Origin of the sequence: Ruegeria lacuscaerulensis (assembly GCF_013033355.1) — a bacterium.
Classification (GTDB): domain Bacteria; phylum Pseudomonadota; class Alphaproteobacteria; order Rhodobacterales; family Rhodobacteraceae; genus Ruegeria; species Ruegeria lacuscaerulensis_A.
In genome coordinates, this window is record NZ_WQDY01000004.1 from 77,084 (window position 1) to 88,572 (window position 11,489).

Genomic DNA, 11,489 nt, shown 5'->3' on the forward strand with positions numbered 1-11,489 from the left:
AAAAAGCGCCCAGGTAATAACCCGGGCGCAAGGTGTTGGAACGAGGGACAGTGAAATGACCCGCGGCAGTTCCGTTCCGCGGTCACTGTGACATTTAAGCATGTCCCGGATAAAAAAAAGAGGGGGCGCGCATTTTTGTGATGACAGATCACGAAAAGCGGAAATTCGCCTAGTTCTCGTAGAGGATAACAGGCCAGTTTGCCTCGGCCATTCGAATAAAACCGCTTGTATCCTGTTCCCACATACGCTCGATCGCTGGCGAATGCGTCAGGTAAAGGCGTCCATCGATCACCTGCCACAGGTTCGGGTCTGTACTGACCAATTCCCCCTGAGCCATTGCATAAGCGCAGTATCCTCCGAACTGAGGCGCGTAAGCACGCGGGTTCATTTCGAACGCATCACGGTTTTCAGGTGTCGCAAAGTGCCACTCGGCCCCTTTCCACACCACAGAATACTCTGGGCGGCCGCGAACAGGGGCATCGCCGTTGAAATACGACACCGCATCATACCCAGCCATGGCTGCGCCATCCGTCTTGTAAAACACGGGTAAATGCTGCGCGAACGCAGCAGGAGCAAGCATAGAGGCGGTTATCGCGCCCAATAGGAAACGTCGGTACATCTTCATAAGGTCTTCATTAGGAAGTCAGGGTATCAAGATGCAATTGATTAACGCCGCTGAAACCCCAATTAACGCGGATGTGATCGCGCGTGGGTGAATAAACGCCCTAGTCGAAAATATCCTCGATCACATCCCATGCTTCGTCGAACACGCGTGAAAAGACGCTCTTTTTCTTCTTCTTTTTGGTCTTTCGCTGTTTTTCGATTCGGCGGTCCGGCTTTACGTCGGACAGCTTGCGCTTCGGCACCATTTTGAGGTCGTGCAACGGTGCGCCGCAGCTTGAACAGCTTAGCTCGTGGCGTTGCTTACCTTTCAGGACCAGCGCAGCTCGGGTGCCGCAATAGCAGCAGGTGACAATTTTCGAAGGGGTGGAAATGGCGCTCTCCTGTCTATCTATGCCTTGAAGCATATAGGGCAATTGCGGCCGCATTTGAGACATTCAGCGATCCAAAGCCGCCTGCCGCGTCAATTTTCACCAAGTGGTCAACGGTTTCCTTGGTTTTCTGCCTCAACCCCGGCCCCTCGGCCCCAAGCACCAAGGCGACCGGTTGGTCGAACTTACTATCCAGCGTCGCCTCAATCGTCTGCTCGGCCTCACCGTCCAGACCCAGGACCAGAAAACCCATATTCTGCAGCTCAACGATTGTATCGGCCAAGTTGCGCATGCGCAGGTAAGGTTGCCGCTCTAGCGCTCCACTGGCCGTTTTGGCCAAGGCACCGGTTTCCGGCGCCGAGTGGTGACGGGTGCCGATAACCGCACTGGCCCCCAGAACCTCGGCCGAGCGGAGAATTGCCCCGACGTTATGCGGGTCGGTCACACGGTCCAGCAGAATGACACGCGGATGTTCACGCCCGATACAGTTTTCGGCCAGCCCGCCCCAATCCAACGGCTTTACCTCAAGCGCGGCCCCCTGATGCACCGAGCCGGGGTCAATCGGAGCAGTAAACTTGCGCGGATCAACCATTTCAGCCTCGATCCCTGCAAATTCAATGGCTTCGTTCAGCTTGTCGCGGGCATTCCGGGTCACGATTAGGCGCAATTTCTGCCGTTTGGGGTTCATCAGGGCATCGCGCACAGCGTGCAAGCCGAACAGCCATACAGTTTCAGAAGCGGCCGCCTTGCGCGCCTGTTCCTTTTCAACGACCCACTTGGGTTTCTTCATTTCTTGGGCCTCCTGGCCGGGAATTCGGTTTCCTGCGCCAAAGCAGTATTTTCCTGTTGACGCTCGTTTAAGGCGCTAGTAATCACGCCTCCACGTCAGGTGCAACGCCTGACAGTGGGCGACAGGCCGCAAGGTGTGGCAGGGGACTGTAACTCCCTCGCGGAGACGCACGCCTGGTTCGATTCCAGGGTCGCCCACCATTTCCAAATTTCACTTAAAATAGTCAGATACTTACAGAGCGAATTGTCAAACTTTTGTATGAGGTTTGACAGTTTACGTTCTTTCTTTGACCTTACCCATTGATGCCATAGCGTCCTCAGACAGTTGCGCGCGGCTTGCGGCCACAGTGTAACGGGTGACTTCGGACAGGGTTTTGTGACCGCTGATAGCCATGATTTGATGCGGTGTGCATCCGCCTTCTGCCAACATTCGACAAGTTGCCTTGCGCAGACCGTGAGCTGACAAGCCAGAAAGTCCGGCGTCTTGAACCATGCGCTTGAACCAATTGGTGAAACTCTCGGGCTTCAGCGGGCCGCCTCGGTCGGACACCAAAAATGTCAAATTGTTTTTCGGCAAAGAATCGAGGGTACGTTTCAGCTCAAAGTGTATCGGGATCGAAACTTGCTGGCCCGTCTTTTGCTGCGTGATCGTCAGCACATTGTTTCTGACGTGTTGCCGCCCCATGCGCACCACATCGGCCCTGCGCTGCCCCGTGTAGAGCAAAAGCATCAACGCCAAATGCGCCCGAGACCCGGGCTTATGATGCGCCAAAAAACGTTCAATGTGTTCATCCTCCCAAGTAGTGAAGCCCCCTGTATTTTCTTTCAGCTTGCGCACGCCTATGGTCGGATCATCGCGACGCCAGCCCATTTCAACTGCGTGACGCATAAGGATGCGGATCATTCGCAAGAGGCGGTTCGCAGCGGATGGTGTTCCTGCCCTTTCGTTCACCAATCTTTGAATGTGCCGGCGCTGAAGCAAGGCCACCCTCTTGTCTGCGTGCTCCTTTCGAAACCGTTCTAAGATGTTGCGATACGTGCGTTTTGTTACATCGGACAGGTTGGTGAAGTCGGACGTGCGGTAGTAACTAGCCACCAGTGCGGTGATGGTCCCCGGCTTGCTCTTGGTCCTGCCCACGTCCATGCGTTCGCCTTGGGCCGCCAGCTCATAAGCGGCCATGAACTCGGGACTCCATGGCAAACCGGACAATGCAGCACGGGGATAGCCCGTGCGGCGATAATACCAGCGCATCTTGCCATGTCTGTCTTCAAAGCCCTGACAGTATTTGGGCGGTCTTCGGAGTTGTTTCATTGGTCAGTCCCATTCATTGATGTCGGAACCGCCAGCATCTGACGAGTCTTGGTCGCCCGGCAAGGCATCAATCGCACTGTCGAGCGCACGCACGTCCCAAAGCACGCGATTATACACACGCTTGGGGCCGGGCATCAGGCCATCGCCCATCATGCGGTCAAAAGTATTCGGGCTAACCCCGGCATATGCTGATGCCTCTCCACGTGACAGCAGCCTTGCGCAAGGCGGCGGCAAGACCCTGTGTCGTACTTGGGAGGCGGTGGCCATTGACTTACCTCTTCGCATCCGTAGCCAATGCGGCCAGCGCATCGATGATCTCCGGCTCAGAATATATTACAGTCCGTGGACTCACCCGTATCCCTCGCGGAAAGATGCCGCGCCGACGCAAGCGATACTGGGTGCCTCGTGAAACTCCGAAGCGGGATACGATCTGACGCTCACGGATATAAGGGGGGCGAATGTCTGTATTTGGCAGGGTTTTCTTACTCACTATGCGGGCCTCACAAAGCTTCTTGGGCGTTCTGAGCAAAACATGGAGTATTTCTTCGGTGTTTTCTGGTGCCCTAAAAGGCACTTTTACAACTCTCGCCTCCGATAACCCTTCGTTTGGTTCTCGATCGCCCTGCGATGATTGGTTTCCAAGTCTTCGATTAAGGCGGAAACGGATACACCTCTCGATCTGGCCGACTGGTCTAGCCAATCTTCCAAGAGTTGCCGACGGAAGTTGTCAATTGGATAGAACTTCTGGCCGTTTCCAATCTGAACACTTGGCGGACTGACGATGAGCGATTGGCCCAACGCTTCGAAGCAAGCTTGGATAGTATTGAGTTTGGGAATAGTTCGAGATTTTTCGTCGCTGCTGAACCATTTCTTGATAGTCCGGGAGGGAACGCCTGAGAGGTGTGAAAGCTGATCGTATGAAACACTTTTCTTGTTCATTAACTGCGCGAGCCATTGGACAATATCGTCGGCTCCTGCCAACCCGTTGCGGCCAGGTAGACGAGAAACGATAGTATTATCTTGGTCTTCGGTATCGGTAGGTTCTAAAGGTATCGGCGGCCATTCCCTTTGCGGCGGCATAATCTCACGTTTCTTGCGTTTTCGTACTTCGGTCATTGCGGGACTATCCGTTGGAAAGAGCTTTTGAAGTTGGCGTATGGTGTGTTCAGCTTCAACCTTCTTGCTCGGCTTCTAAGGCCGCAACATCGTGCTGCTGTTTCCAGACTGTTTGCGTCTGTTTCGAGCCAACCACTTCTACAAAGTCGTCGGGGGTCTGTTTCGCGAACTGCATCACCGCCTCGCGCCCCCTTCCATAGTAGAGCGTCGTTCCAGTGATTGGCTCCACTCCGGTGTTCGTCTTGTCGCCAACCGCTTGGTCCCAGAACCCAAGGTGTTCTGCTGCTTTTCGCAGATGCGCGTATGACCAAGGGAACTGATCGCCGAACACCCCTACGATGGTTGGACGCATCACGTCGACGGCGTCTTTGGTTCGCATTGGGTTGCGGGGGTCATTGTCGGCGGGCGCAGCCAATTGGACGTTGCCCACAAGTTTGTACGCGGGTGCGCCGTCGTCCTGAACAAGCGTTCCCTCGTCGATAACATTCATGTCCGCTGCGGCAGTCTCAGGCAGATAGAATGTCATTTCTTGCCCATCATCTTCTGCGCCGCTCCTAGGATCCGCGACAATCACCTGATCGAACCCAATGTCGCGCCCCCGGCTGAGATATGAGAATATTTCGCTACGGGTCTTATCGTCGCGAGAGTTCAGAAGTTGCGAAAACTCTTCACCCGTTATTGGAGCAGTCTGCCCCCTACGTCGGGTGTAGACAGCCAGCCGTTCACTTAAGTTGTGCCCCCGACGCCTCGTTGGGGGTGTCATTTTGTGGTCAACTTCAGAAAGCTACAAAATGTTGTGGATTCGACGAGGAATTGCTTTTCTGCCGGTTGCCACGAGAGCAATAGATACTTCGCGATTGTGAAAGGTCAGATTCCTTGGTGCGCTGCGATCACAGTTGTCCAGGAAGCCCACAGTTCCCTGCGGGCTTTCAGAACTTTTTTATCCAACGATTTGAAAATTAGTCAATTTTCGCAACATCGTCGGGTTTCCAAGTTTGGTCGAAGAACTCGATACCCGTTCCAAACAGTCGCACAGCTGTCAGGAAGTTTCTTCCCTCAACGGTCTTGATGAAATTGGACTCAGGAGCGCCGTCTGGCAGCGTCGGACCGAAGTAGAGATCAACCGAACCATCATCATTCTTCTCGTAATCGTTGAATTGATTGATAGACGGCATGAACTGGTCAGTTTCCGGCATCGTCCCATCGGTTACGTTGTAGAGCGTTACTGCCCAGAACAGCTTCGCCGGAATACCCGCCGGCAGATGTAGCTTGTAGTGGTGGCTACCATTCAAGAATTCGCCGTCCGCGTCTCTGGCAGTAACCGGATATTTTGCACCACCATTGATAACGCGTTTAACCATTGCTGGTGACGTGCTGTATGCAAATTGCATAAAGGCAGCCCTTTGGTCGATGTCGAGGTAGCCGTCCTGCATAAACTCGGCGGTAGCTCCAGACCAAACGCGTTCATACTGTCTGTCATAGTAATAGAAGTTACGGCCATCCGGTCGACCGACCTGCCTGGAGGCAAAGATCATCTTTGGTGCAACTTCCATCGCCTTGTTCAAGGATTCCATTTGCTTGGCAGTTGGATTAAATGGCTCACCCTTCTTGATGCCGAGGGAAGCCAAAACACCGCGAGTAGCCGGCGGAATGGCCGAGTAAGGCTCATGGTCCACGAACTCTTTCATTTTCGTCCAAAAGTCGAAATCGGTTTCATACATCATGTTGAGGCGCTTGCCCGAGGCGTTCGGGAACTCCATTGCCGGAATATCCTTCTCCACTTCCCAAAGTGGGTAAATACGAATTTGTTCCGCCGTCGCGACCGCCTCGGAGGGATCTGGACCACCATCACCCTGCTTCATGATTGTGCGAAAGAAGATAAACACGTTGTATGTCGGAGACTCGAACGTGTAATACCCGCCATTCGGAACCGGGCCATCGTAGTTGGGTGGAAGAAGGAGATACAGTCCGCCTTTTCCGCCATCTGGACCAGCGGCGCCTACGTCCGTCAACGTTACTTGGAAGAAATCTGTGAGCATGCTCACTGTATTGGGTGGAGCCGCAACAACCAATGGGCCGGTTTCTTTGAGATCTGCGTAACCCATTGAATAAATAACGTCAGCGTTAGGTGTCGGAACCCAGGCGCGGGAGTCCATTCTTTCTTTCCAGATCGGAATGACGTTGTAGCCCGCTCCAAACACTGCCTCAGACCCATCGCGCAGGCCAATGGTGTTCATTGCCGGTAACATGTCGTAGTAGGCCTGAATCGCTCTATGATAGTAGAGTTCGTCTACCAATTTCTGCGCCTCAGACTCCTCAAGCCAGTTGCCATTGTTGATTTGCTGCATCAATGGCGGAAGCTCCGTTGAGACAGTGTCCTCATTTGCATGGGCCTTGGAGGCGCTGGCGCCCGCCGCAATGAGGCTGAGGGCAATTGCCGCCGATAAATGATTGGTAAGAAGTTTCATGTATCTCTCCTAAAAAATTTGATCGGAATTCTTGTGGCTGAAGGCGCCGCTGCGCAACCATCAGACTACTCGACAATGGTGGCCTCTTTGGCTGTCAAAATCACGCATCATTCTTATCCAAAATCTGCAAACATCTCTTGAGACTGGGTTTTTGAGACTAAACTTCCGTCTAATTGCGATGCAGTGTTTCCGATGGCAGGCAGCCGAACAGCCGCTTGTATTGGTTCGTGAAATGCCCTTGATGGTGAAAGCCGTAAGTCGCGGCCACGCTGCCTATTGTAGCCCCATTCGAGATCGCGCCTTGCAGTTCGCGATGCACTCTATTGAGCCTCATGCGTCGCAGCCAGGTCGCAGCTGAAAGGCCCGTGACATCTTTGAATGCATAGTGAAGTGTCCTAAGGCTGACACCATAATGAGCGCAAAGAGTGGTCAATCCTATGTTTCCGGTCACGTCGGATAGAACCAGATCTGTTGCGTCCCCCACCAGTCTGGCCGGTCTGGAAACCCGGTGTTCCTTTAGGCCGCCGCCATTTGACTTCACCAGCTCCCAAAGGAACAACTTGATAAACTGATCGGAGAGACGCTTAAGAGCGGCTCTGTCGTCGGAAAAATCTGAGATAGCCCGGTCAATGAGCGATTGTCCCTGATGGCGTAAAGAAGCTGCACCTGCCGTCGAAAGGGTTGAGGCCCCATGCAAGTTGCCACTGATTTCGCCTTTCCCAGATAGCGCCGATGAAATCCGGAACACGTCGTTTTCAGGAACTCCGAGCACCAGCGCGTCGTAGAAATTGGAGGAAATCAGATCGCCGGCCTTGTTTGGTGCTTGCATGAGAACTGTGTCCACGCCCGCTTTCTGGCCGATCCAGTTTGCATCTCCTTGCTGATCGAACGGCAAAGCAAAGGCAAAAGCCCCAGCTGGGGCTGTTCCACGGTAGCGAATTTTTTGTCCCCATCGAATTCTGAGGATCTGGGACTCATTAACCTGCGCCAGCTTGAGGCCACCCTCGAATTGACCGCCCGACAACTGGTCATACTCCTGATCCCAGTTGACGACTGCGTCGCTTAGCTCTTCAAAGCTTTGCGTTTTAAGGCTGAACGACTCAACTATATCATCGTGGCTTTGCATCCATCGAATCCCAACAACGATACCTAGCCGTTTATCAGGTCAAAATGATCACGAACGCGATACCAACTAGAAAATTCTCCGAACGCCATTTTCCAGTCTTCATGAACCGCGAAACTCACTCAACCACCTCCCGAAGCAGATCTGCAATCTCTGCCTCCAGCTCCTTTAACTCGGCATCGATCTCGTCGAGCGGACGGGGTGGAACGTATTTGTAGAAATAGCGATTGAAGTTGATCTCATACCCGACACGCCCAACGTGGCCGTCCTGCCCATCGGTGTGAGTTTCATCCACCCAGGCATCCGGGACAAAGGGCAGGACCTCACGTCTCACATAATCGCGCCAGTCCTCATTCAGCGGCACCAATTCGTGATCGCGCAGATTGGTGTCCGGTTCAGTGTTGCCCTTGCTGTCAGCGCAAGCCTCGGCGTCTTCATCACGCTCCGACAAGGCCGAAAGGATCGCCTTTCTAACCGGCGCTCCAACCTTGAGGCCAGACTCTTTAAACGCCGCTGTGAGTGCCTTGTCGAAGTCGTCGCGGTTGATCCAACGTTCATCGGTAGGAAGGGCCTCCAACGCCGCCAGAACGCGGCTCTGCTCACTTTCTTCAAGTTTTTGAAATGGCTTGGCCTCGCGCACCGTCTCAAGTCCCTCGGGGGTCACCGCAAAGGCGAGTTTCAACGGTCGATCCACCCGAATTTCACGATAGCCAAAGTCGGTCGTCTTAAAGATTTTTGAAACTTCGCCCCAGTCACCGTCGCCGTTCAACATCTCAGCGTAGATGCGGGCGATCTCATCGCAGGCTTCAATCGGAATTTCGCGACGCTTGGACCCGAGGGACTTGCGCATGGACTTCCAGAAACGCTCACCACTGGCGTCAATCAGCTGCACCTTGCCGCGCCGGGCTGTGTCCTTGCGGTTCGTGAGCAGCCAAACATATGTCTGGATGCCGGTGTTGTAGAATAGGTCGGTGGGCAGCGCGATGATAGCCTCCACCCAGTCGTTTTCAAGCATCCAGCGACGTATCTCACTCTCGCCGGATCCGGCCCCGCCCGTGAAAAGCGGTGAGCCATTCATGACAATACCAACACGCGAGCCTTGCTCATCGTTCCGCATCTTCGAGATCATGTGCTGTAGGAAGAGCAGCTGTCCGTCCGAGATCCGCGGCAGGCCTGCACCAAAGCGCCCGCCCATGCCTAGTTCTGCAGCCTCGTCCTTGATGGGGTCAGCGTATTTCTTCCAGTCCACGCCATAGGGCGGATTTGATAACATGTAATGGAAGCGTTTGTTAGCGTGGGCGTCTTGGGTCAGCGTGTTGCCGAAGGCGATGTTCTCGGGGTTGTGCCCGGTCACCAGCATGTCGGATTTGCAGATCGCGAAGGACTCGGGGTTCAGTTCCTGCCCGAAGAGTTCGACGCGGATGCGGTCGTTGAGCGCCTTCATCTCCATCTCAGCAATTGACAGCATCCCGCCTGTGCCCGCTGCCGGGTCATAGACCTGCCGGATGACGCCAGAGCCGGTCAGCGCGTCCTTGTCGTTGATGAGCAATAACGAGACGATGAGACGGATGACCTCGCGCGGGGTATAGTGTTCCCCTGCTGTCTCGTTTGAAATCTCCGAGAAGCGGCGGATGAGGTCTTCGAACAGATACCCCATTTCAAGGTTAGAGATCGCGTCGGGGTGCAGGTCAATCTGGGTGAAGCGGTCGAACACCTGATAGAGCAGCCCGGCATCGTTCAGCCGTTTTAGCTGATCAGTGAACAGGAACTTGTCGAGGAAGATGTCGCGGACGTTGCCTGAGAACTTGGTGATGTAGTCGAGCAGGTTCATATGGATGTCTTTGGCATCCTGCCCCTTGAGCGAAGCAAAGGTGAAGTGGGACAAGTTGTAAATGCGGATGTTTTGACCAACAGAGCCAAAAAGCAGCGTGTCGCGTGCCTCGTCGTCCATATCATCTGGCAGCGATGCGGCCATGTCGAGGACGCTCTGCTTGCTCTCTTCAAGAATGCAGTCTAGGCGTCGCAGCACGACAAAGGGCAATATTACTTTGCCATACTCAGATTGCTTAAAATCCCCACGAAGCAGCTCAGCTATAGACCAGACGAAAGAACTAAGTGATTTAATATCTGCGCTCATAGTATACAGCCTGCTCTTATCTTTGTTTTCTTAAGCGGGAATCCTCCCACTGTATCTTTGGCGGCACGCTAACATGAGAATTTGGGCATATCCAAGGCGGCTCGGATAATGGTTTGCCAGTATGGCGCAAAATGCGTCTGTCAAGTTAGGTAACGCTGAATCCTCATTGCGTCTGCCCAAGGCTGTTACTGCTTTCCTACGGGTTGTTTCGAAACCGCTTATCTTTACTTTGGCAAATAGTTGATAGAAAGGCCGGGTTGCAGGTTTCGTCTTGCGCCCCCGCAAATTCGCAGATGATTGGAAGTCAGAAATGAGATGGCATAAACTTCGTTGAACAATCAGTACATATCCGGCCCGAACCTCGGTTTCGAGGCGACCCACAGCCTCCTAATACTCATGCTGATGTCGGGCGAAATTTGTATCGTGGGGGAGTGAGAAGGCGATGGAGGTTGTAGCATGAGTTCCCGACTAGGGAGATCGGTAAAATTGTTTCTTGCCGAAGGCACGGCGTCCGGCCTGACAACGGCCGAGATAATGAACTGGACTGGTCATGTCCTATCCGGGTCACGGAATGGATTGCCTGCTTTCCTCAAACGCTCGGAACTTGACCGTACCGGAATCTATTTCCTGACTGGTCGCGATCCTAAGGACCCGGATACCCTTCAACTCTACATCGGTGAAAGCGACAATGTCCGAAAGCGTCTCGTTCAGCACAACAGAGACTCCGGCAAGGATTTCTGGGAGAGCACTTGCGTTGTAACCAGCAAAGACCAGAACATCACTAAGGCGCATGCGCGTTATCTAGAGGCGCGGTTGATTGCTATCGCAAACGCTGTGGGCAACTCCAGTGTTCAGAATAGCACGGCACCCCCGCCGGTCGCCCTGCCGGAGGCCGACGCGTCCGACATGGAGTACTTCATAGACCAGCTTCGCCTCATCCTGCCGGTCCTTGGGTTTGATTTCCTTCGCCAGCACAGAGCCATGACCAAGGTAGTTTCCGCCGGGGACGAAATCACCTCAGAAATCGAAGTCGCACCACTGTTCAAGTTGGTCCACAGTAAGCTTGGGTTGGAAGCGCGCGCCCGCGAGGTCGAAGGGGAATTTATTGTTCTGGAGGGATCGGACGCAGTGAGTGCCTGGTCGAGCACTTCGGACCACAGCTATTCAAAACGGCACGCGCAGCTAATCAAGACGGGCAAGCTGGTCCCGGGGCAAAAGGGCCTTCTTAGCTTTGCGCAAGATGTCGCGTTCAATAGCCCAAGCGCGGCATCTGCGGTGGTTTACGGGCGCCCCGACAACGGTCGCTCGTCTTGGAAGGTCAGCGGCTCCAACGTTTCCTATGGGGACTGGCAATCAGAACAAGTGGCGAAGACTGCTGTTGAAGCGGCGGGTGAGAACGACGACATCGAGTCCGATGGATGAATTTCTCCAGCGACCTCGTCGAGGAAGCCACTGGATCTGTTATGGCGCAGGGTCCAAAAACCTAGGAAGCAATCCTATGGTTAAAGCCTTGATTGCAAGCTGGCACGAGATGCTGAAACCATACATGGCG

At 53.9% G+C, this 11,489-nt stretch carries 12 protein-coding genes and 1 tRNA gene; 2 read left to right on the forward strand and 11 right to left on the reverse strand.

Going from position 1 to position 11,489, the window contains the following annotated elements:
* Positions 1-169: 169 nt before the first annotated feature.
* The 3 genes from GOW48_RS09075 to rlmB form a co-directional block, all read right to left on the reverse strand.
* Complete coding sequence (locus GOW48_RS09075) at positions 170-625, reverse strand: YHS domain-containing (seleno)protein (RefSeq protein WP_234899415.1); 456 nt, start codon at positions 623-625, stop codon at positions 170-172.
* Positions 626-725: 100 nt separating this feature from the next.
* Entirely contained in the window at positions 726-1,028 is a 303-nt protein-coding gene (locus tag GOW48_RS09080; RefSeq protein ID WP_170753526.1) for a hypothetical protein, read from the reverse strand.
* Positions 1,009-1,782, reverse strand: coding sequence for a 23S rRNA (guanosine(2251)-2'-O)-methyltransferase RlmB (gene rlmB / locus GOW48_RS09085; RefSeq protein WP_170753113.1), 774 nt, complete (start codon positions 1,780-1,782; stop codon positions 1,009-1,011). Before rlmB ends, GOW48_RS09080 begins: the two co-directional genes overlap by 20 nt.
* Positions 1,783-1,898: 116 nt before the next feature.
* On the opposite strand from rlmB, the gene GOW48_RS09090 reads away from it, so the two are divergent.
* Positions 1,899-1,982 (forward strand) — tRNA-Tyr (locus GOW48_RS09090).
* A 73-nt stretch (positions 1,983-2,055) separates the two neighbouring features.
* Here the strand turns inward: GOW48_RS09090 and GOW48_RS09095 are convergent.
* From GOW48_RS09095 to GOW48_RS09130, 8 genes are all read right to left on the reverse strand, one after another.
* Entirely contained in the window at positions 2,056-2,961 is a 906-nt protein-coding gene (locus GOW48_RS09095; protein ID WP_170352525.1) for a tyrosine-type recombinase/integrase, read from the reverse strand.
* Between the two features lie 135 nt (positions 2,962-3,096).
* Positions 3,097-3,360, reverse strand: coding sequence for a helix-turn-helix transcriptional regulator (locus tag GOW48_RS09100; protein WP_170352524.1), 264 nt, complete (start codon positions 3,358-3,360; stop codon positions 3,097-3,099).
* 4 nt (positions 3,361-3,364) lie between these two features.
* Positions 3,365-3,667: a helix-turn-helix transcriptional regulator gene (locus GOW48_RS22775; protein ID WP_414478913.1), complete on the reverse strand. Its 303-nt coding sequence runs from the start codon at positions 3,665-3,667 to the stop codon at positions 3,365-3,367.
* A gap of 2 nt (positions 3,668-3,669) precedes the next feature.
* Complete coding sequence (locus tag GOW48_RS09110) at positions 3,670-4,209, reverse strand: helix-turn-helix transcriptional regulator (protein WP_170352522.1); 540 nt, start codon at positions 4,207-4,209, stop codon at positions 3,670-3,672.
* A gap of 55 nt (positions 4,210-4,264) precedes the next feature.
* Complete coding sequence (locus tag GOW48_RS09115) at positions 4,265-4,972, reverse strand: hypothetical protein (protein WP_170352521.1); 708 nt, start codon at positions 4,970-4,972, stop codon at positions 4,265-4,267.
* Positions 4,973-5,168: 196 nt separating this feature from the next.
* Positions 5,169-6,677: a DUF1254 domain-containing protein gene (locus tag GOW48_RS09120; protein WP_170352520.1), complete on the reverse strand. Its 1,509-nt coding sequence runs from the start codon at positions 6,675-6,677 to the stop codon at positions 5,169-5,171.
* A 169-nt stretch (positions 6,678-6,846) separates the two neighbouring features.
* A complete protein-coding gene (locus tag GOW48_RS09125) occupies positions 6,847-7,803 on the reverse strand; it encodes a helix-turn-helix domain-containing protein (protein ID WP_170352519.1) in 957 nt (318 codons plus the stop codon).
* Between the two features lie 115 nt (positions 7,804-7,918).
* Complete coding sequence (locus GOW48_RS09130) at positions 7,919-9,937, reverse strand: type I restriction-modification system subunit M (protein WP_170352518.1); 2,019 nt, start codon at positions 9,935-9,937, stop codon at positions 7,919-7,921.
* Between the two features lie 456 nt (positions 9,938-10,393).
* Between GOW48_RS09130 and GOW48_RS09135 the strand changes: the two genes are divergently transcribed.
* Positions 10,394-11,359, forward strand: a complete 966-nt coding sequence (locus tag GOW48_RS09135) for a GIY-YIG nuclease family protein (protein ID WP_170746529.1) — start codon at positions 10,394-10,396, stop codon at positions 11,357-11,359.
* Positions 11,360-11,489 lie beyond the last annotated feature (130 nt).